The sequence below is a fragment of the Halopseudomonas sp. genome (assembly GCF_036960865.1).
Classification (GTDB): Bacteria; Pseudomonadota; Gammaproteobacteria; order Pseudomonadales; family Pseudomonadaceae; genus Halopseudomonas.
Genome location: NZ_JBALWE010000007.1, coordinates 220,526 through 240,906 on the forward strand (window position 1 = coordinate 220,526; position 20,381 = coordinate 240,906).

The 20,381-nt window shown below is 58.2% G+C and carries 15 protein-coding genes; 5 read left to right on the forward strand and 10 right to left on the reverse strand.

Translation table 11 applies throughout. The annotated features are described in order from the left end of the window. Positions 1–23 precede the first annotated feature (23 nt). The 3 genes from putP to V7747_RS12010 all read right to left on the reverse strand — a co-directional run bounded on the left by putP (position 24) and on the right by V7747_RS12010 (position 5,759). Positions 24–1,499, reverse strand: coding sequence for a sodium/proline symporter PutP (gene putP / locus V7747_RS12000; protein WP_335616258.1), 1,476 nt, complete (start codon positions 1,497–1,499; stop codon positions 24–26). A gap of 93 nt (positions 1,500–1,592) precedes the next feature. Beyond that, positions 1,593–4,748, reverse strand: coding sequence for a bifunctional proline dehydrogenase/L-glutamate gamma-semialdehyde dehydrogenase PutA (gene putA, locus V7747_RS12005; protein ID WP_335616259.1), 3,156 nt, complete (start codon positions 4,746–4,748; stop codon positions 1,593–1,595). A gap of 240 nt (positions 4,749–4,988) precedes the next feature. Continuing rightward, on the reverse strand, positions 4,989–5,759 hold the full coding sequence (locus V7747_RS12010) for an AraC family transcriptional regulator (RefSeq protein ID WP_335616260.1): 771 nt from the start codon (positions 5,757–5,759) through the stop codon (positions 4,989–4,991). A gap of 113 nt (positions 5,760–5,872) precedes the next feature. Here V7747_RS12010 and lon point away from each other — a divergent pair, with 113 nt between their 5' ends. Next, entirely contained in the window at positions 5,873–8,275 is a 2,403-nt protein-coding gene (gene lon, locus V7747_RS12015; RefSeq protein WP_335616261.1) for an endopeptidase La, read from the forward strand. 77 nt (positions 8,276–8,352) lie between these two features. Here lon and V7747_RS12020 read toward each other — a convergent pair whose 3' ends face one another. Beyond that, positions 8,353–10,395 (reverse strand): type IV pilus assembly protein FimV, encoded by a 2,043-nt coding sequence (locus V7747_RS12020; protein ID WP_335616262.1) that lies wholly within the window; start codon positions 10,393–10,395, stop codon positions 8,353–8,355. 343 nt (positions 10,396–10,738) lie between these two features. Between V7747_RS12020 and cmoA the strand changes: the two genes are divergently transcribed. After that, positions 10,739–11,479 carry a carboxy-S-adenosyl-L-methionine synthase CmoA gene (gene cmoA, locus V7747_RS12025; RefSeq protein ID WP_335616263.1) on the forward strand — a complete coding sequence of 247 codons (741 nt, stop codon included), beginning with the start codon at positions 10,739–10,741 and terminating at the stop codon, positions 11,477–11,479. Next, the gene (gene cmoB / locus V7747_RS12030; RefSeq protein WP_442909247.1) at positions 11,476–12,450 is read left to right on the forward strand and encodes a tRNA 5-methoxyuridine(34)/uridine 5-oxyacetic acid(34) synthase CmoB; all 975 of its coding nucleotides are present in this window, start codon (positions 11,476–11,478) and stop codon (positions 12,448–12,450) included. Before cmoA ends, cmoB begins: the two co-directional genes overlap by 4 nt. 15 nt (positions 12,451–12,465) lie before the next feature. On the opposite strand, the gene V7747_RS12035 is transcribed toward cmoB, so the two are convergent. The 4 genes from V7747_RS12035 to V7747_RS12050 all read right to left on the reverse strand — a co-directional run bounded on the left by V7747_RS12035 (position 12,466) and on the right by V7747_RS12050 (position 16,396). Beyond that, positions 12,466–13,260: an acyl-CoA thioesterase gene (locus V7747_RS12035; protein WP_335616265.1), complete on the reverse strand. Its 795-nt coding sequence runs from the start codon at positions 13,258–13,260 to the stop codon at positions 12,466–12,468. Positions 13,261–13,333: 73 nt separating this feature from the next. Then, entirely contained in the window at positions 13,334–14,023 is a 690-nt protein-coding gene (locus tag V7747_RS12040) for a hypothetical protein (protein WP_335616266.1), read from the reverse strand. Further along, positions 14,010–15,038, reverse strand: coding sequence for a TIGR01620 family protein (locus V7747_RS12045; protein ID WP_335616267.1), 1,029 nt, complete (start codon positions 15,036–15,038; stop codon positions 14,010–14,012). The genes V7747_RS12040 and V7747_RS12045 overlap by 14 nt, the downstream gene beginning before the upstream one ends. Then, positions 15,035–16,396, reverse strand: coding sequence for a YcjX family protein (locus V7747_RS12050; RefSeq protein WP_335616268.1), 1,362 nt, complete (start codon positions 16,394–16,396; stop codon positions 15,035–15,037). The genes V7747_RS12045 and V7747_RS12050 overlap by 4 nt, the downstream gene beginning before the upstream one ends. 79 nt (positions 16,397–16,475) lie before the next feature. On the opposite strand from V7747_RS12050, the gene V7747_RS12055 reads away from it, so the two are divergent. Next, positions 16,476–16,877, forward strand: coding sequence for a TM2 domain-containing protein (locus V7747_RS12055; protein ID WP_335616269.1), 402 nt, complete (start codon positions 16,476–16,478; stop codon positions 16,875–16,877). A 435-nt stretch (positions 16,878–17,312) separates the two neighbouring features. On the opposite strand, the gene V7747_RS12060 is transcribed toward V7747_RS12055, so the two are convergent. Together V7747_RS12060 and rnd are read right to left on the reverse strand one after the other, a co-directional pair. Further along, complete coding sequence (locus tag V7747_RS12060) at positions 17,313–17,606, reverse strand: YcgL domain-containing protein (RefSeq protein WP_335616270.1); 294 nt, start codon at positions 17,604–17,606, stop codon at positions 17,313–17,315. Continuing rightward, positions 17,603–18,751 (reverse strand): ribonuclease D, encoded by a 1,149-nt coding sequence (rnd, locus tag V7747_RS12065; RefSeq protein ID WP_442909250.1) that lies wholly within the window; start codon positions 18,749–18,751, stop codon positions 17,603–17,605. The genes V7747_RS12060 and rnd overlap by 4 nt, the downstream gene beginning before the upstream one ends. Before the next feature lie 176 nt (positions 18,752–18,927). Here rnd and V7747_RS12070 point away from each other — a divergent pair, with 176 nt between their 5' ends. Then, positions 18,928–20,352: a methyl-accepting chemotaxis protein gene (locus V7747_RS12070; RefSeq protein WP_335616271.1), complete on the forward strand. Its 1,425-nt coding sequence runs from the start codon at positions 18,928–18,930 to the stop codon at positions 20,350–20,352. Positions 20,353–20,381: the final 29 nt, after the last annotated feature.

Genomic DNA, 20,381 nt, shown 5'->3' on the forward strand with positions numbered 1-20,381 from the left:
TCGGTTTTTTTGTGCAGCCGGGATCAGAAGCGTGAGTTTACATCGTCAAATTGCGCTTCAATACTCGCAGACGGCGGCGCGGTCAGCAGCGAAACAACAATGATCGCGATGGTTGCCAGAATGAAACCGGGAATAATTTCGTACAATCCCCAGATACCCAGCTGTTTCCAGATCACCACGGTAATGCCACCGACCACAATACCTGCCAGCGCGCCGTTGCGGTTCATCCGGCGCCAGAACAGTGACAGGATCATGGCAGGACCAAATGCAGCACCAAAACCGGCCCACGCATAGGACACTAGACCCAGCACCGTGCTTTCAGGGTTGAAGGCAAACATCAGCGCCAGCGCGGCAATTGCAATTACCGCAAAGCGACCAACCCAGACCAGTTCCTGCTGAGTTGCATCACGACGGAACAGCGCCTTGTAGAAGTCTTCCGCCAAGGCAGACGACGACACCAGCAACTGGGAATCAGCCGTCGACATGATAGCGGCCAGGACCGCTGCCAGCAGAATACCAGCCACCAAAGGATGCATCAGCGCCTGCACCAGGGCCAAGAACACGGTTTCCGCGTCCGCAAGACCTTCCTCTCCAAAATAACCGATACCGATCCAACCGATAACCAGCGCGGCCAGCAGGCATACGCCAGACCAGATAACCGCAATGCGTCGTGCCGTTGGCATGGCAGCATCGCTCTCGATTGCTTTGAAGCGTGCCAGCACGTGTGGCTGTCCAAAGTAACCAAGCCCCCAGCCCAACAGCGAGATAATGGCCACAAAGCCGAGCGGCGCCCCTTCGACGTCGGTCCAGATATTCAGCAGTTCGGGATTACGGGCTTCCATGGCACCATGAACCGACTCCCAACCTCCCATTGTGGTTAACGCCATAATGGGAATCAGAACCAGCGCCGCGGCCATCAACAAGCCTTGAATCACATCGGTCCAGGACACCGCAAGAAAGCCGCCGAAGAAAGTGTAGGAAATGATTGCCAGCGTGCCCACAATCACGGCGATGCTGTAATCGAAACCGAAGGTGCTTTCGAATAGCTTGCCTGCCGCTACCAAGCCTGAGCTGGTGTAGAACAGGAAGAACAACAGAATGAAGATAGCCGAAATTACCCGGAGCAGACGGCTGTTATCTTCAAAGCGGTTTTCAAAGTAAGCCGGCAGCGTAAGTGAGTCACTGGCGGTATGTGAGTACACGCGCAGACGACGTGCAACAATCAACCAGTTAAGCCAGGTGCCTACCAACAGGCCTGCGGCAATCCAGATCGCCTCATAACCGGCAGTCAATGCGTAGCCGGGCAGGCCCAGAAGCAGCCAGCCGCTCATGTCTGACGCGCCCGCTGACAGCGCAGCGGTACCCGGCCCTAACGAACGCCCGCCGAGAATGTAATCCGACAGATTGGTAGTGCGCTTGTAGGCAATATAGCCCAGGGCGAGCATGACCCCGATGTAGACCACGAAAGTGGCCGTCACGATTGCGGTATTACCGTCCATTATTCTTCTCTCTCTTGGTTGCTGAACGTTCCCAGCATTAACTATCCCTGCTGAATTGGCTTCCCTGTTGGTGTAGCACCTACCAGCGAGCCGTTATGGCTCGCCGTCCCCCAACGACAGCAGGCTGGCGTTGCCACCCACCGCTGTCGTGTTGATCGTCCGCGTGCGCTCAGTGACAAAGCGCAGCAGATAGTGCGGCCCGCCTGCCTTTGGCCCGGTACCCGACAAACCCTGACCACCAAACGGCTGAACGCCGACCACAGCACCAATCTGGTTGCGATTGACGTAGACATTGCCAATGCGTACGCGCGCATCGATATGCTCAGCGGTGTCTTCGTTGCGGCTGTGAATACCGAGTGTAAGGCCGAATCCGGTCGCGTTAATGTCGTCAATAATTTTGTCCAGATCCTTGTTGCGCCAAGTCACCACGTGCAACACCGGCCCAAACTGTTCCTTCTCAAGTTCACTGATGCTTTCCAGACGGAAGGCTACCGGTGAAACGAAGTAACCATCAAGCCCTTCTGGCAACGGCGTTTCAGCAATCAGCCGGCCCGCAGCTTTCATGCTGTCGATGTGCTGCTGCAATCCAGCACGCGCCTCGGCGTCAATGACGGGACCCACATCCGTCGAGCGGTAACCGGGGTTGCCAATATTCAATTCGGCCATCGCCCCTTTCAGCAGCTCCAGCACGCGCTCAGCGATATCCTCCTGCACGAACAGCACTCGTAACGCGGAACACCGTTGACCAGCGCTCTGAAACGCGGAGTGCAACACGTCTTTGATGACCTGCTCCGGCAACGCAGTAGAGTCAACGATCATTGCGTTTTGACCGCCCGTTTCGGCAATCATCGGCGCAATGGCTCCATCGCGTGCTGCAAGTGCGCGATTGATAATATGCGCCGTTTGCGTGGAACCGGTAAACGCCACTCCAGCAATGCGAGGGTCTGAGGTCACCACACTACCCACCTGCGCGCCGTCGCCCGGTAGCAGCGCCAGCACCTCCTTGGGCAGACCTGCCTCGTGCATCAACTCGACACAGCGCATGGCTACCAGACTGGTCTGCTCTGCCGGCTTCGCAACAACCGTGTTGCCGCACACCAGAGCGGCCGACACCTGGCCAAGAAAGATGGCCAAAGGAAAGTTCCACGGACTGATACACGCGAATACTCCGCGGCCCTGCAGGTAGATTTCATTGCTCTCACCGGTCGGCCCCGGCAGAGTAATGGTGGCGAAACGCTGACGCGCCTGCAGCGCGTAGTAGCGGCAGAAGTCTACCGCTTCGCGCACCTCATCAATGCCATCCTGCAGACTTTTGCCTGCCTCGCGGGTACACAGAGCCATCAGTTCCGGCATATGCTCTTCGAGCTTGTCAGCCGTGCGCTCCAGAATGGCCGCTCGGGTATCTACCGCGGTTGCGTTCCAGCCGACGAAAGCGGCGCTCAGTTGATCAATGGCATCACGCGTTTGCTCTGCGCTGGCCCATACCACCTCGCCAACCTGATGCGACAGCTGGTACGGGCACATAACCTTTCGTACCTCACCTGTCAGCCGCTTACCGCCCACCAATGGCGCAGCGCTCCATCGGCTACCCCACCAGTTGTTGAGTTCGGCCTGCAGTGGCAACCACTGATCCAGAATATTCATATTGATACCACGGGAATTACGACGCTCTCCGCCATAAATGGCCGGCGGCAGAGGAATCCGCGGATTGGCTAGCGAAGCGTGCCGCCGCAGACTGGTCACCGGATGCTCGATCAAGCCTTCCACCGGCACCCGCGAGTCGACCAGCTTGTGCACAAAGGAGGAGTTGGCACCATTTTCCAGCAGGCGGCGCACCAGATAAGGCAGCAGATCCTTGTGTGCACCAACTGGCGCGTAGATACGCACCGGGCAGCCAGCTTTTTCAATCACGGTGTCGTAGAGCGCGTCACCCATGCCATGCAGGCGCTGGAACTCGAACGTTTCGCCTTGGGCCATCGCCAGGATACATGTGACGGTATGAGCATTGTGGGTAGCGAATTGCGGGTAGATCAGTCCCCTGGTAAGCGGGCTCAACAAGAAGCGAGCGCAGGCTAGATAGGACACATCGGTGGCTTCCTTGCGGGTAAATACCGGATACCCCTCAGTGCCGCCCTGCTGACACCATTTGATCTCGGAGTCCCAGTAAGCGCCTTTCACCAGCCGCACCGGAATGCAGTCGCCCTGCTGTTTGGCCAGCACTGTCAGCCAGCACAATACCGGTAGTGCACGCTTGGAATAGGCCTGCACCACCAGTCCGAAGTTGCCCCAGCCCTTGACCTCGGGGTGCTGATAAACCTTTTTGAAGAGTTTGAGCGACAGCTCCAGGCGATCAGCCTCTTCCGCATCGATGGTGATGCCCACATCGCCCTTGCGTGCCTGACGCACGAGTTGCAGAACCGTATCGCTTAACTCCGCGAGCACCTGCTCTTCGCGGGCGGTTTCATAGTGGGGATGCAGCGCGGAGAGCTTGATAGAGATGGTCGGTTTCGGGCTGGTGCCCTTGTACTTATCATCCACCAAGGCAGCGATGGCATCGCTGTAGTCTTTCAGATACTTGGTCGCGTCAGCGTGTGTCAGGGCTGCCTCGCCGAGCATATCGAAAGAGTAGGTGTAGCCTTGGTCGCGCTGTGGCTTGCCGTTCTTCAGTGCTTCCTTGATGGTGCGGCCGAGTACAAACTGGCGGCCCATGATCTTCATAGCTTGCATCATTGCGGCGCGAATGACCGGCTCACCGCTATTTTTGACCAGGCGTCCCAGCACTGTACCTGGAGTACCATCGTGTCGCTTGTCGAGATTCACGACCTTACCGGTCATTACCAGACCCCAGGCCGCAGCATTGACCAGCGTGTGTTCGCTCTGACCCACATGCTTGTCCCACTGGGCGGCGTTCAGCTTATCGCGAATCAATGCATCGGCAGTATCAGCATCCGGCACGCGCAACAGCGCTTCTGCCAGGCACATCAACATGATGCCTTCCTGAGTATCCAGACTGTACTGTTGCAGCAACGCATCAATGCTGTCGACGGCGTTGTCGCGCTTGCGCACATCCAGAATCAGCTGCTTGGCCTGCTGCGTGAGCGCATCGAGGTCGCGCGGGCGCGCAAGCTCCAGCAGCTCCTGCAGATAAGCTGACTCATCTACCGAATAGTTTTCACTCACTTTCAGCAGAAAGCCTTCCGGATCACTGCCCATGAAGTCGCCCTGCAAAACCGCACTCGCTTTAAACATCCTGGCACGCTCCTGGAATCGCCTGCTACTGGCAGCCACGCCAGCAACAGTTGAATGAGTTCGCCTATTACCTAACCCTAGACCATGGTCGGCAATTGAACGAATCACCCGTTGTTATTGACACCTGTCGACCGATCCACGCGCACGTAGATGCAGGCCATAAGCGACTCTAGAAGCTGGCTGGAGGAAAATATTGTTGGAAACTATGTTTTTTTTGCAAAAAACTGCGAAATATCGAGATTAGTGCAGGCGGCCGAGACGCAGCTGGCGCGGAGTGAGACCCAGTTGACGGCGCATGGCGTGGTTGAGCGCACTCTGACTGGAAAAGCCACAGCGACTGGCCAAATGGGCCACGGGAAGCGTAGTGTCGCGTAGCAAGCGGCTAACCTCTCGGAGCCGCATCTCTAGCACATGTTGATGGGGCGTTTTCCCACTCGCCGCGCGAAACAACGTGTGAAAGTGGCTGGGGCTGACGCAGACCAAGGCCGCCAAGGCTGCCACACTCACGCTTTGCTCAAGGTGCTGGAGAATGTAAGCGTCGATCCGCTGCAAGTCCGCCGCGTCCAACGCGCGCGGTCGTTCGTGGACAGGCCGCACCAGACGTTCATGCAACGCATGCAACAGCACACCACCCAAATGCCAGTTCAGCCCAGGCGAGCTATGCGTCTGGCTGAGGCTGTGATCGGCAAAATCGAGTAACCCCTGCAGCTGATGGTCGAGATGGACAAAGCGGGGGCGATCAAACAGTTCGGTTAAACTGTCGTCCTCATATCCCGCCAGACCCGACGCCTCGACCGGCAGATCCATGATCAACATGTGATTGTGGCCACGTCCGGAAAATGCGTGTGCCTCACCACCGGGCACCAGACACGCGTGCAGGCGGCTCACCGCACCGCCCTGCCCCATCACTTCGAAATCCGCGCAGCCCTGCAGCCCGACCACCAATTGATGTTCGGGATGGGAATGCGTTGCGGATTGGCTCGGCAGATCGAGGATACGTGTTTTGATCATCAGCCGATCTTGCCACAATCCCCATAAAATTACCTGCCATTGAAAAACGTCGTTGCCGTCTCCACTTCTAAAGCAAGTGAGACAACGCCCTTTTGCAGCCGCAAGGTAGACCCATGACCGATCAGGATTCAGCAGCTCCAGACTATATCGAACGCGACCAGGCCGAGCCGACCAGCACCGGCCTGGCGCTGCCCAACCAGCGCTTGCCCGACAGGCTTTACCTGTTACCCATCAACAATCGCCCCTTTTTCCCGGCGCAGGTCATGCCGGTTGTAGTCAACGAAGAGCCCTGGTCAAAGACTATCGACCTGGTCGCCAATACCGAGCACAAGGCGCTTTCACTGTTCTATCTCGAGCACCCACCCAAAGCCGATGGTGAACTGTCGGCGGACCAACTACCGGCTACCGGCTGTGCGGTGCGCATTCGTCACGCGGTGCGCGAGGACGGCAAGATCCAGTTCATTGCCCAAGGGCTAACGCGGGTACGCATCACCCAGTGGCTGAGTCGCAAACCGCCGTATCTGGTCGAGGTCGAATATCCAGATACCGCGGATGATGAGCGCGATGAGGTACGCGCCTACGCCATGGCCTTGATCAACGCGATCAAGGAACTGCTGCCGCTCAACCCGCTGTACAGCGAAGAGCTGAAAAACTACCTGAACCGTTTCAGCCCCAACCAACCCTCCCCGCTGTCCGACTTTGCAGCAGCACTCACCTCTGCCAAAGCCAGCGAGTTACAGGACGTGCTCAACACGGTGCCAATTCTGCGGCGAATGGAAAAAGTGCTGGTGCTGCTGAAGAAGGAAATCGACGTTGCTCGCCTACAGGGTGAGATCAGCGCCGAGGTCAACCGCAGCATCAGTGAGCATCAGCGCACCTTCTTCCTGAAGGAACAGCTCAAGGTCATCCAGAAAGAACTTGGGCTGTCCAAGGACGACCGCACGGCGGATATAGAACAATTCCGCGAGCGTCTGGAGGGCAAGCAGGTGCCCGAAGCGGCGCAGAAGAAAATCGACGAGGAACTGAACAAGCTTTCGGTACTGGAAACGGGCTCACCCGAATATGCCGTCACACGTAACTATCTAGACTGGGCGACGGCAATGCCCTGGGGCATAACCCACACCGACAAACTGGACATCCCGCACGCGCGAAAGGTGCTCGATCGCGACCACGATGGTCTGGACGACGTAAAACAGCGGATTCTGGAATTTCTTGCCGTGGGCGCCTTCAAGGGCAGTGTGTCAGGTTCCATCATCCTCCTGGTCGGCCCACCTGGCGTCGGCAAAACCAGCATCGGCCACTCCATCGCCGAAAGCCTCGGGCGTCCCTTCTACCGTTTCAGCGTCGGCGGCATGCGTGATGAAGCTGAGATCAAGGGCCACCGGCGCACCTACATCGGTGCCATGCCCGGCAAGTTCGTGCAGGCGCTGAAGGATGTCGGCGTGATGAACCCGGTCATCATGCTGGACGAAATCGACAAGCTCGGCAGCAGTCATCAAGGCGATCCGGCTTCGGCCTTGCTGGAGACGCTGGACCCCGAGCAGAACAATCAATTTCTTGATCATTATCTAGATCTGCGCCTGGATCTATCCAAGGTGCTGTTCGTGTGCACAGCCAATACCCTGGACAGCATTCCCGCTGCCCTACTCGACCGTATGGACGTCATTCGCCTCTCCGGTTATATCGCTGAAGAGAAACTCGCCATCGCCAAGCACCATCTCTGGCCAAGGCAGCTTGAGCGAGCAGGACTACGCAAAAGCCAGCTGCGCATTACCGACAAGGCGCTACGTCAGGTGATCGATGGCTACGCACGCGAAGCCGGGGTGCGTAACCTAGACAAGCAACTGGCCAAGCTGGTGCGTAAATCCCTGATGCAGCTGCTGGAAACACCCGAGAAAAAACTCAGTATCAAGCCTGAGCACCTGCAAACCCTGCTTGGCGCGCCCGCCTTCAAGACCGAAAAACGCTTGAAAGGTATTGGGATCATTACCGGGCTGGCGTGGACCTCCATGGGCGGCGCGACGCTGCCCGTTGAGGCCACACGCATTCACACTCTCAACCGCGGCTTCAAACTGACCGGTCAACTGGGTGACGTGATGAAAGAGTCGGCCGAGATCGCCTACAGCTACCTGTGCGCAAACCTCAAGACCTATCAGGCCGACAAAAGCTTCTTTGATGACGCCTATGTGCATCTGCACGTCCCCGCTGGCGCAACCCCCAAGGACGGCCCCTCTGCTGGCGTGACTATTGCCAGCGCCTTGCTCTCGCTGGCCCGTCAACAGGCACCAAGTGCCGGCCTGGCGATGACGGGTGAAATTACGCTTACCGGTCACGTACTACCTGTTGGCGGCATACGCGAAAAAGTCATCGCCGCGCGTAGGCAACAAATACACGAGCTGGTACTGCCGGAAGCAAACCGCGGCGATTACGATGAATTGCCGGATTATCTCAAGGACGGAATGCAAATCCACTTTGCCCGGCATTTCCGCGACGTCGCCAAGCAACTGTTCGACTAACCGGGAGACAGGCAATAAAAAGGGCGACTTTTCAGTCGCCCTTTTTATTGCCTGTAAAGCAAGAACAGCACTGGATATCAATCGTCACGATTGCGCCGATCATCCCCAGAGGTCACGCTGAAACGATGATCTTCATCTAGCTCTTCGATCTCCGGGAACTCGTGCAAACTGCTCTCGAAGTCATCGTCTTGCTCAGATTCAGCCTCTTGCTTCTCCACTGTCTTGCGTGCCGGTGCTGGCGTGAGACCTTCGATCAGATCCCAATCGGGATCCAGAGTAAAATCATTGAGGTTAAGGCGAGACTCGGCAAGGTCTTCGTCGTTCGCCATCACATCCTCAACGGTGTCCAGCGCCGCGGCACTCGTTACACCTGTTTCCAGTTGCGGGAAGCGCGCCTTGAGCTGATCAACACGGGCCATGTCACCGCCCAGTGAATCAATGGCGGCGGCCTGCTCCGCGAAACCCTCGGCATCACCCAGCTCACCCATTACGCGCGCCTGCTTATAACGCAGTTCCAGGCGATCAGGCTCTTCCGCGATCGCCTTGTCCAGCATGGTCCGTGCTTCGGGAAAGCGGCCGTAGGTGATGTAAAGCTCTACGCCATCCAGATCATCCAGAGGATCTGCCGGTGGAGCTTCTGCAGCGCCTGTGTTTTCGACTACCCGCGCGCTGCTCTGCTCGCGCGGCGAAGCCATACCAGCGGCGCCAATGACTGGCTCTGATGGCACAATTCCACGCTCAGTGGCCTTGCCGGTAGAACGCAATTTGGAAATCAGCCAGCCAAACAGAAAAGCCAAACCGGCAACGACAAGTGACCACCAGCTGAACCAGGAGGAGGACTCTTGCTGTTGCGTCGCCTCTGGCGGCAGCACCTCTGCTGAAATTGCGCCCGCCGCAGGGTCATCGCTACCCGAGGCAGAGGCATTCACGCCACCCGCGCCTGAACCCACTGTGCCTGCTGCAGCACTGGCGATTGCTGCTTCGCTTTCCGCGTCCTGCGCTGCACGCAACACCTCAAGCTCGGCCTGAAGACTGGCTATCTGGCGATCACGGTCATCCAGTTCACTGAGCAAGGCATTGAAACGTCCTTCAAGCTCAGTCAATCGACCGAGTAGCTCGGCGGCATTTGCCTGTGCCGCCGTGGCTTCGCCCTCTTCGATACGCAGGCGCGCCTGCTGCTCTTGGCTAGCATCCGTCGCCTGCGAGCTACCAGCTGCGCCAGCAGCGGCGTCATCTGCCGCTTCGGCCGCAGTGATCTCTGCCAACTCGGACTCGGTCAACGGCGTCTGCGTACTTTCACTGGGTAACGACTCGCTACTGCTGGCGGGTCCGGATGTGGGTACATTTTCCGGCGAGCTTTGCGCAGCTACCGGCTCACTGGCCGCGACGCCCAGCTGGTCAGCGGTTGGCAGCGTCAGCGTCTGACCCAGCTTCAGGCGGTTTCGGTCGCCGTTCACAAAAGCCGTGGTATTCAAGGCATGGATAGCCGCCATGGTATCAGGGATGCTGGCACTTTCTGCCGGACGTGTACGTTGTGCGATGTCCCATAAGGTATCACCCGAGACGGTAGTGTATTGCTTAGCACCGGCTTGGGGCTGCAGTGAAGGGAGCGGCTGCGCCTCGGGAGCGGCAATTGGTGCAGGCGCGCGGTCTGCCGATTGAACGCGAGCCGGCGGCGCTGACTGGGCCATGCTCTGCACTGGGGCAGGCGCGTTATTGCCATACAGCGGCGGATCGAGTAGCAGAGTGTATTCACGCAGTAGTCGGCCATTGGGGCGACGCAACTCCACCAGAAAATTGAGGTAGGGTTCACGCACCGGCTGGCTGGAATCCACCTTGATGGCCAGCTTGTTGCCTTGCATCACTGGTTTGAAGCGCAGATCGGTAAGGAAAAAGGGTCGCTCTATACCTGCCTCGTCAAAGGCCTCCGTATCGGCCAGCGACACCAGAACGTCGTCTGGAGAGAGGCCTTCCGCGCCCTGCAGTACGATAACTGCACTCAATGGTTGGTTAAGCGCAGAGTCCAGCTGCATCTCGCCCAGCCCCAGCGCATTGGTGACTCCGACGTAGAGAGAAGCCAACGAAGCTGCTCCCATGACTATTTGGCGCTTAACAGCCATACCCTTTCCTCATTTGCATGTGAGTTTCAACTGCGCCTTGCACGCGTGAAACTCTGCTATCCGTTGCTTGATTTTTTTGACTGCCGGTGCTGCCAACCTGCTGACTGCAAGGCAATCTGACTGGGATCATTATGCCACCACGTACTTCAAAAAAATAACCCTGCCACAGCCTTATGCCAAAAAATACGCGATTAAATACCAACATGATAGATCAAAGTCATAATTTTGACTCGCACAGCCATCACGTCATACTTACGTCAGTCAAGCAATCAGATGCTGCTCCTGTCAAGGTTGCCGAGTTGGGTTAGAATAGCGGGCTGGCTTTCGTCTTTGGATCTCGCGCATGACTGACGTAGACAATCTCTTCGCAACGCCCTTCAGCAAGGTCGCAGACTTTGCGTTTGACGAGCAGGTCGCGCGCGTGTTTCCCGACATGATCAAGCGTTCTGTTCCGGGTTATCCGACCATCATCGAGAGCATCGGCCTGATAACAGCGCAGTATGCGCAACCACAATCGCTGATCTATGACCTTGGCTGCTCGCTTGGCGCTGCGACTCAATCCATGCGCCGCCACCTTAACAGCGAAGGGTGCCGCATCGTCGCTATAGACAATGCAGCGGCGATGGTTGAACGCTGCAAAGAGTATCTGAGCGCACAAGACGCAATGCTGGAAGAGGCGCCGCCAGCGCAGGTAGTGGTAGGTGACATCATCAGCTATCCGCTGCAGCCCTGCTCTGTAGTGGTGCTCAATTTTACCCTGCAGTTCGTCAAACCGGAGGAACGCCTAGCGTTGCTCACCCGCATACGCCAGGCGTTGAAACCTGGTGGCGTGCTCATTCTCTCCGAGAAGCTGAATTTCGCCGATAGCAATACTCAGCATAGCCTTGAGCAATTGCACTACGCATTCAAACGCGCCAACGGCTACAGCGACTTGGAGATTGCCCAGAAGCGCAGCGCCATCGAAAACGTCATGCTGCCCGACACGCAGGAACAGCATCAGCAACGGCTGCAGCAAGCGGGCTTCAGCCACAGTCATATCTGGTTCCAATGTCTCAACTTCTGCTCGATGATTGCCCACACGTGATTGATTACACCGCTTTTCTCGACTCTCTGGCCGACGGCCCGCTAGCCAAATGGCGCCAACCCATCAGCGAAGGCCTTCAGCAACGTTTCGACAGCCTGCAGCACGGCGACCTTGAGCGCTGGCAAGCCAGTCTGAACCAACTGCCACCCCTCGTTCAGGTCGACGCAGACCTGGCGGACGGCGTGCGTCTGCGCAGCAAACAGCCGCTGGATGCTCAGTCACAAACCACACTTGAAGACGGTTTGCGGGGCCTGCAGCCCTGGCGCAAAGGTCCCTTTGACCTATTTGGCGTACATATCGACACTGAATGGCATTCCGACTGGAAATGGCAGCGAGTATCCCCGCATATCGATTTGCGCGGCCGGCGGGTGTTGGATATAGGCTGCGGCAACGGCTACTACATGTGGCGCATGTGGCAGGACGGAGCCAGCATGGTCATTGGGGTTGACCCCAACCTGCTATTCCTCCATCAGTTCGAAGCGGTCAAACGCTATCTGCCCAACGCACCGGTATGGCAACTGCCCTTCACCCTTGAAGCTCTCCCGGAACCCAGCAACGCCTTCGATACAGTGTTCTCTATGGGAGTGCTCTACCACAGGCGCGCACCGATAGACCATCTGCTGCAGCTCAAGGCGTGCCTGCGTCCCGGCGGCGAACTGGTATTGGAAACCCTGGTGATTGAGGGTGATGAGCAGCAATGCCTGCTGCCGGAAGACAGATATGCGCAGATGCGTAATGTGTGGTTTCTCCCGTCGGTAGCCATGCTGGAACGCTTTCTAGCCCGCGCGGGATTCAACGATATTCGCTGTGTCGACCTGAACCGCACCAGCGTGGAAGAGCAGCGCAGCACCGACTGGATGCGTTTTCAGTCGTTGCCGGACTTTCTGCAGCCTGGCGATCCGAGCAAAACCATCGAAGGCCACCCGGCACCGCTGCGTGCCACGCTGGTCGCGCTCAAGCCGGGAAGCTGAGCGCCAGGCTATTCATCAGCCGAAAACCGCCACTGTTTGCCGGCTGATCGCCACCAGCTCACCGGTCTGACTCCAGATCATCGCCGCGATGTGCCCATAACCATCGCGCGCATGTTCGATATTGGCCTTGTAGAGCAGCCAGCCCTCTGCGCCCAAATCCGGCTGCGGTTGCACGAACTCGATGGTCCAGGTCAGAGAACTGGCAGGCGCACGCTCTTTCAGGTGCGGGAGCACCGCTGGCGGCCAGACATCGACCAAGCCGACGAGATGTACTGTATCAAAGTGCGCAAATTGCTCATCAAAGCGCATCCAGCCACCCATTTCCCGCTTGCGACTATTGGTGCAAGGGTAGTCCCCGATGGTCCAGCGCACGTCAAAATAGCGAATGAACGGCGGATTCAGGCCTTCAATGTACGGCATGCGCTGACAGCTTTCCGGCTCTGGCGCCGCCGGCGCCGGCAAGGCAGCGACATCGACGCTGGACTCACGCCCGGCCCCAAAGCTGCCCTGAATAATGCACATGGTTTGTCCGTTTTGCAGCGCTCGCCCCAGCACCTGACTGACAGCCCTCCCCTCACGCAGAACTTCAACTTCTACCGACATCACTTCACCCGGCGTGACGGGACCAACAAAGGTGATTGCCAGCGAGCGCAGCGGCCGCCCATCGGCCACCTTGGCGCGCATACCCTGCACAACCAGTGCGGCAACCAGACCACCGTAACCCGCGCGGCCCTGAGCCCAATCGGTGGGTATGGTCACGCGCTGGTCCACGGAAGCGGTGAAGGCGCTCAACAAGTCTGCAAAGTTCATCTGGGTATCCTGCTAGAAGACGGCCCAGCATGGTAGTTGAAATCAGACCATACTGACCAGTCAGACACCGCGCTTAGTTGGCCGCTTGCAGCCGCAAGCCGCACAACCAGCCGAGCGCCAGCCAGGCCGGCGGAATATCGGGCCAGTCAGCCTCACTGAGGTCGGTCAGCTCAAAGTCCGGCACGCCTGCGCGAGCCATCAGGCGCTCATACCACCAAACTACGTAGAAGCCATGACCTGTGCGGTGCTCGTTAGCCAATACACTGCGCAGACGCATCGGCAAAGAGGCAAACAGCAGCTCATCCAGAGCAACGAAAATGCGCTTTTCATTTTCCAGGTAGGCGCTGGACGCGGCGGCATCACAGCCCATCTCGCGGGCCAGGATTGCCAGTTGAACCGCGTACTCGCGGTGGCTTTTCAGCGGATTTATCTGGCTTCGCCAGTCCAGTTGCTGGCGTTCAATGGCATCAATCAGCGTGTTACTGCCTGCTCTTGGAGCACCAAGCAATGCCGCTAACCAACGCCGCTGGAACAGCGGTAGCTTATCCAGCCAAATACGCAGCTCCGCGCTGCTGGAGCCTGGCGCCGGTTGCCAGCTGCTCACCACGCCATCGGGAATAGACGCGACTGCAGCCATACGCTCCGGCCAGGCCGCCGGTACAAACTGCTGCTGGAACCTGCCCCACTTTTCATCCAGCACTGTCTTGCGTTCGGCTAGCCAGCGCTCCGCCAGCCAACGTCTCCGTGATTTATAACCTGTCATCCGTTGTACGTCCCAACCGTTCCTTCATGGTTCTGATGATGCCCTTGTTGTCTTCCAGCAAAGCACTGGTTTCAGACAACGGCACTGCGCGGCAAAGATCCAGCGTAAAATGACCCAGGCGAGCACTGTACAGGCCAATGCCCACACCCTGCCCAACGCGGGCAGCGAGCTTTTCCAGCAAACCCGACAAGAGTGAGTCGCTGAACGCACCCATGGCCATTTCCGTGCCGCCTGCCAAGGCAATATTACGCAACACGTGACGGGCCAGGCGCCAGCGGCTCAAGCGGCCAATCGGCAGTCCGTAGCACACCGCCACGCGTTGCATCATGCGTATGTTACGCCACACTACCAGCAGCAGATCCACAGACACCCAAGGGCTGGAAGCAACCAGCACGCCGGTACCCACCGCTTCATTACGGATGATCTGACGCGCCTGCTGGTCGATGCCCTGGTAAAACTGCAGGTTCAAACGCCGGCAGACCTCTTCCGCCTCATGCGCTGCATCGAGGTCAGCGCAGGCGGCCTGCAACCTGGCGGCCAGCGGCGTGCCAGCGTAAACACCGGCCAAGCGATCAAGCCAGTCCAGGGCAAGGCGCTGACGCGGGTCTCGCAGCGCAGCCTGCATTTCACTGCGCAATTGTTCGAGATCACTTAGACGATGACGCTGGCGTCGCAAGTCGCGCAATGCGAACAAGCCGGCGCCGCCCAAGAGAGCGCCCAGACCACCCACCAGCGCGCCCGCGACCGGATGCCAGTGCCACGAAGCCCAGGCCCACTGCCCCCACTCAACAGCCGCACCACCAATCACGATCATGACGGCGAGCTTGAGCAGGCGCGATGGCCAGCGGCTTGGTGGTGGGGCATTCAGGGTACCGGGTAGTGGGACTTCAGTGGCCCGCTCTGCCTGCAGCTGCTGCTCGTCCACCTCACCCAGTAGCTCGGTCACCCGCGCATCCGACTGCTCGGGGGGCAACTCCCAGGCATCCAGAATCCGGGTTTTGTTGTCGTCACTCAAAGCCTTGCCCCTTTCAAGATCCAGGCCACCAAATCGTCCATGCGGTAATGCGGAAAAGGCTCATTGCGGTGCAAACCTGGCGGTGGACGCAATGCCAGCAGTTGCGGGCTGTTAACTTGGAGAGATTGCGGTAAATGCGCGGGTATATCGCCGGGCTGATAACGCACCCAACCCGTTTTGCCTTGCAAACCGGCGACCAGCGCGTCGCCCTCTTGCCGAGTCGCACGGATGGCCGATAAAGGAATACCTTTGATTTCCACCCCACCATGCCGCACATCGGCAAGCCGATCGACCATAAGGTCCTCAAGGCACTGCTGTACTGCGCGTTGTTGCAATGGGCCAACCTTGTCGACCTTGGTAGCACACAGTGCCAGGCGCCGAATACGCGGACGAAACCGTAGCAAACGCGCAAGGAATCCATTCTGGCCGTAATGAAAGCTCTCCAGTACCGCTTCCATCGCCCCCTTTAAATCGCTCAGCGCAGCCTGTCCGGCATCCATAGGCGTAAGCATATCGACCAGAAGTATCTGCTGATCCAGGTGGCGAAAGTGTTCGTCGTAAAAGCCGCGCACAATGAAGTCGCGGTAGTAGTTAAACCTCGCTTCACAGACTGCCCACCAGCTACCGGCGCTGCCATGGCTATGTTGATTGGCGCGCAACAGCGGCACAAAATGCAGCATCTGCGCCGCCACATCGCTACCTGGCTGCAGAAAGCGCGCAGGCTGGTTACGCGAAAGCCCCGCCTCCGCACGGCAGCGCTGCAGGAACGCCGACCACTGTCCAGCCAGATTGGCCAGCTCCGCTTCATCGGCGACCGCATCCGGCTCCAACGCCTGCAAACGCTCACGCAGGCTGGAGGCCAACTCGGCCCGCGGCGACTGCGCCAGCCACAGCGTCATCTGCTCGCACCATTGTCCGAAGTTCAAATTGAGCAGCGGCAGATCGAGCAGCCATTCGCCCGGATAATCGAGTATCTCGATACTGATTTCTCTGGTGCCCTGCATTTTTCCCAGCAGCCCCTGTGGCTTGAACCGCAGATCGAGCAATACGCGTGACAGGTCCGCAGTAGATTCCGGCCAACTCGCGGGCTCCGCGGACAAAGAGGCTAGCGAATCCAGGTAGGGAAAAGGCTGCTTCACCTCGTCACGACGCCAGCGCACTGACACCAGGCGATCGAAGGGCGCGCGTTGCGCCAGCAGCCCTTTCTGGTAATTCTCTAACTGATTGATCAAGCTGGTGATGAAGGTCGTTTTGCCGGCGCCACTTAAACCAGTCACGCCAACGCGTAAACGTTGCCGCCGCAGCGGGTTGCTTGCGCGTCCCGCTTGCTTGAACCAGTTCGCACTTTTATTTGACACCGCGCAGGCACTCCCTAAATCGTTTATGGTCTATGACCAGTATTACACACCCAACAGATGGAGCGGAGGAGCACACCCCATGGCCTATTCGGACACCCACAGCAAAGCAATCGGATATCTACTCTGGATATTCGGCTTTATGGGGGCACATCGCTTCTATTACGGAAAGCCCATAACCGGAACGCTTTGGTTCTTCACTCTGGGGCTATTTTTCATCGGCTGGATTGTGGATCTGTTCCTGATCCCTTCGATGGACCGCGACGCGGATCGCCGGTTCCGCACCGGTCCCATCAACTTCAACCTGACCTGGATTCTGCTGACCTTTCTAGGCATCTTTGGCGCCCACAGGCTGTACATGGGCAAGTGGATTACCGCGATCATCTATTTCTTTACTGTCGGCCTGTTCGGCCTAGGCCTGCTGTATGACTATTGGACCCTGAACGAGCAGATTTCGGTTAAGAACATGCAGCGCGACTGGTAAGCACGAATCGCTAGCCAATTGCTCCATAACCCCGGCGTCATCTAGACGCCGCTGTGGAGGGCGCTGCAGCAATACCAGCAGTGGGAAGGCGCTCGAGGCAAACCACATCATGACGCCAAGTACAGCGTGAGGGGCTCAATCTAAAGGGTGTCGGTCAACACAGCCTGTCGCATCCCTTCGCGTAGAGAGTTGTATCATGGTGTGAGCTGCTCATCCATGATGGCCGTCGGTTTGTAGACTGGAAATGAAGGTCTTGCGCACCAGGCGATTCACACAGGCACCTGGGATGGGTAACCACAGAAAACACCATAGACATATAGTTAACTTTACAAACCGCCTGCCTGTGAATTGAATAGACTCAAACCGAAATATCCTTCGAAATATGCCGCAAAACGACACAGTCGCATACCCACGACAAGGCGCCTTGAAAACCCTTCAGACGGGATCGTTACGCGTCAGCAGTTCATCCGGCAGGTGCACTATATAATCGTCTTCCTGCGGTGGCATCTGCACATGAAAGCCCTGCTCGCGCAGATTTTCCAGCACCTTGAGAATGTCTTCCTGAGCCAGTTTGCGATCTTCGGTAAGCACCAGGTCCATCGCGTGCTCCGCGCGGCCAAACAGCGCCATCAGTGCAGGCGGCACCTCGCGCAGCCCTTTCTCACGGGGTACATACAAATACATACCAAGCTTCTTCGTGCTGCGATATATAGAACAAAGCACCTTCATACCGGCTCTTCCACTTCCGCGTTGGCCACGGCCAACAGTGCCTCGCCCATCAGTTCGCGACGCCAACCGGTGAGCTCCTCCGGCAGAGTATAGGGCCCATTGGGGAACCCGGTCCGCAGCATGGCTTCCAGCACCTTTTTTCGCAGCATGATCTCTGGCGCGATACCCAAGCGTTCGGCTTCTGCCTGCCCTACCTTGCGCATGACCTTGAGCAGCTTGTTAGCTGCAGCAGGTAGCGGTTCTGGCAGCCTGTCAGGGTAGCTCTGGGGGTCTGTGGCTTTGCCGTCACGAATCAACTGCAGCAGGGCTTCACCGTCTTGACGGACGGTACGCGGGTGCATGTCCTCGATACGTGCCAACGCCTGCAAGGTATCTGGTTGCTGCTGAGCCAAGGGCACCAGCGCTCGCTCGCGCACCAAGCGATTACGCGCCTGATCGCGCTGCCGTGATTCGGTTTCACGCCAATAGGCCAGCCGCTGCAAAATGGCCAGTTGGGGCGGATTCAGCCGCCAGGCCTGCTTAACCTGCTGATAAGCCAGTTCAGGATCGGTAACCTGACCGCTCGCCCTCACCTGCTCGGCTGTATCGGCAAACAGCCACTGCTCTACTCCGGCGGCTGCGACGCGCGGCGCCAACAGCTGATACAACTCGGCCAGGTGTTGTGCATCCCGTGCCGCGTATTCAACTTGGCCCGCGCTCAGCGGCCGCTGCAGCCAGTCCGAACGCGTTTCTTCCTTGGGCAGATCGATATCCAGCAGCTCGCTCACCAAGCGCGAATACCCCATGGAGAAGTCCATTCCGAGAAAGGCCGCCGCCAGCTGGGTGTCAAATAGCGGCAAAGGCACGGCATTGCAAAGCCGGGTAAAAACTTCAAGGTCTTCACTACAGGCATGCAGCACCTTGACTACGTCAGGCGCCTGCAGCAGCGCTACCAACGGAGACCAATCGGTAATTGCCAAGGGATCAATAAGATAAGCACGTTGCCCGTCGCCTACCTGAATAAGGCCGGCAATAGGGTAGAAGGTTTCAGTGCGAACAAACTCGGTATCCACAGCGACGTAAGGCAGGGTAAGCCAGCGGCTACACCAGGAGGCCAATTCGGCGTTACTGTCGATCATCAATGGGGGAGCCAGCGGGCTTGTCATGGGAGACCTTTTCGATAGATTGCCGAGAGTATAACTGATCTGCAACCGCCCTGCCCCGGACTCCTTGCTGCGCTCAAGTTTGATTCGGATCAACCGATACAGCGAGTATATTTGGCATAATGCCGTTCTACGTCCGCCGTCAGTACTCACGAGTTCACTGCACTATTGGAGCACGCATGCAATTTCTTCAGCACCTGCCACTGAAATACAAGTTTTGGGCCGTCAACAGTGTCGCGTTTATCGCCACCCTGCTGTTGGTACTGGTGGCAGTCTGGATAGAGCAGCACAGTATTCAGGACTATCGCAAGGCGCTTGGCAAAGCCGTGGTCAGCGCGCCAGGCGAGCAGCAGCCAGACCTCCCCGGGTTGCGCTGGTTGGGTGTCGACAGTCTCAACACGCCCGGCTCGACTCCGGCATGGCGCAACGCCAGTGAACTGCCGGCCAGCCCTGGCAGCGAGCTGCAAGGTGTCTGGAGCACCCCGACCCGTGCACTGGGTGTGGAACACCAGAGCTATTTGAGTCTGCTGCTCGCGCGTGCGCCGCTGTATGCGGTGGTTGTTTTTGCGCTGATGCTCTTGGTACTCACCGTCTCCCAATTGCTGATTCTGTTTATTACGCGGCATATTCTCAGCCTGCGCGACACCATGACCCAAGTGCAGCAGACCGGCGACCTGACACTGCGCGCGCGCGCATCCAGCCGAGACGAGGTTGGTTCTATGGCAGCCGCCTTCAACGCCATGCAGCAGGCCCAGCAACAGGTGGTCGCCGCTGTCCGCCAAGCCTCGCTCGAACTGGATCAGGGCGCGAGCAACCTCGCCGGTCTGATGGGCCAAGTGCGCGACGGCATGGTACAACAGCAAGGAGAAACCGATCAGGTAGCCGCTGCCGTCAATGAAATGAGCGCCACAGTGCAAGATATTGCCGGCAACACCTCAACGACCCGTGACCAGTCCAGCCAGGCCGATACGCTCGCAAGCAACGGCCGCGACCAGGTGGAGCAGGTTCGCGAGACCATCACCGGTCTGGCGACCAGCATCGAGCGTTGCACTCAGCATATGCAGACATTGGCGTCCAATAGCGAAGATATCAGCGGCGTGGTGCAGGTAATTCGCAGTATCGCGGAGCAAACCAACCTGCTAGCCCTCAACGCTGCGATTGAGGCCGCACGTGCGGGTGAGTCTGGCCGTGGCTTTGCGGTGGTGGCGGATGAGGTGCGAGCCCTGGCGCAACGCGTGCAGAACTCGACTGATGACATCCAGCGCATGATTGAAACCTTGCAGTCGGGCACCCAAGTGGCGGTGCAGGACATGCAGGCCAGCGCCGGGCTGACCCATGACTCTGTGGAGCAAGTAGCCCAGGCCGGCGACTCGCTGCATGAAATTGCCAGCGCCGTCAGCAGGATCAGTCGCGGCAACAGCGAAATCGCCTCGGCGGTTGACCAACAAAGCCTGGTCGCAGAAGCCATTACCCAGAGCATTGTGGAAATTCGCGACGTCACCGAACGCACTGTCGATCAGACCATGCAAAGCGCGGCGACCAGTGATCAGCTCGCCAAGCTGGCGCACCAGTTGAAGCTCTCGGTGAGCCAGTTGAAAGCGTAACGGCAGGATGTAGCGCAAAAGCTGAAGCG

Bases quoted from the DNA above. Each gene is read 5' to 3' on its own strand.
- putP (WP_335616258.1), bottom strand. From the start codon at position 1,499: ATGGACGGTAATACCGCAATCGTGACGGCCACTTTCGTGGTCTACATC.
- putA (WP_335616259.1), bottom strand. From the start codon at position 4,748: ATGTTTAAAGCGAGTGCGGTTTTGCAGGGCGACTTCATGGGCAGTGAT.
- V7747_RS12010 (WP_335616260.1), bottom strand. From the start codon at position 5,759: ATGATCAAAACACGTATCCTCGATCTGCCGAGCCAATCCGCAACGCAT.
- lon (WP_335616261.1), top strand. From the start codon at position 5,873: ATGACCGATCAGGATTCAGCAGCTCCAGACTATATCGAACGCGACCAG.
- V7747_RS12020 (WP_335616262.1), bottom strand. From the start codon at position 10,395: ATGGCTGTTAAGCGCCAAATAGTCATGGGAGCAGCTTCGTTGGCTTCT.
- cmoA (WP_335616263.1), top strand. From the start codon at position 10,739: ATGACTGACGTAGACAATCTCTTCGCAACGCCCTTCAGCAAGGTCGCA.
- V7747_RS12035 (WP_335616265.1), bottom strand. From the start codon at position 13,260: ATGAACTTTGCAGACTTGTTGAGCGCCTTCACCGCTTCCGTGGACCAG.
- V7747_RS12040 (WP_335616266.1), bottom strand. From the start codon at position 14,023: ATGACAGGTTATAAATCACGGAGACGTTGGCTGGCGGAGCGCTGGCTA.
- V7747_RS12055 (WP_335616269.1), top strand. From the start codon at position 16,476: ATGGCCTATTCGGACACCCACAGCAAAGCAATCGGATATCTACTCTGG.
- V7747_RS12060 (WP_335616270.1), bottom strand. From the start codon at position 17,606: ATGAAGGTGCTTTGTTCTATATATCGCAGCACGAAGAAGCTTGGTATG.
- rnd (WP_442909250.1), bottom strand. From the start codon at position 18,751: ATGACAAGCCCGCTGGCTCCCCCATTGATGATCGACAGTAACGCCGAA.
- V7747_RS12070 (WP_335616271.1), top strand. From the start codon at position 18,928: ATGCAATTTCTTCAGCACCTGCCACTGAAATACAAGTTTTGGGCCGTC.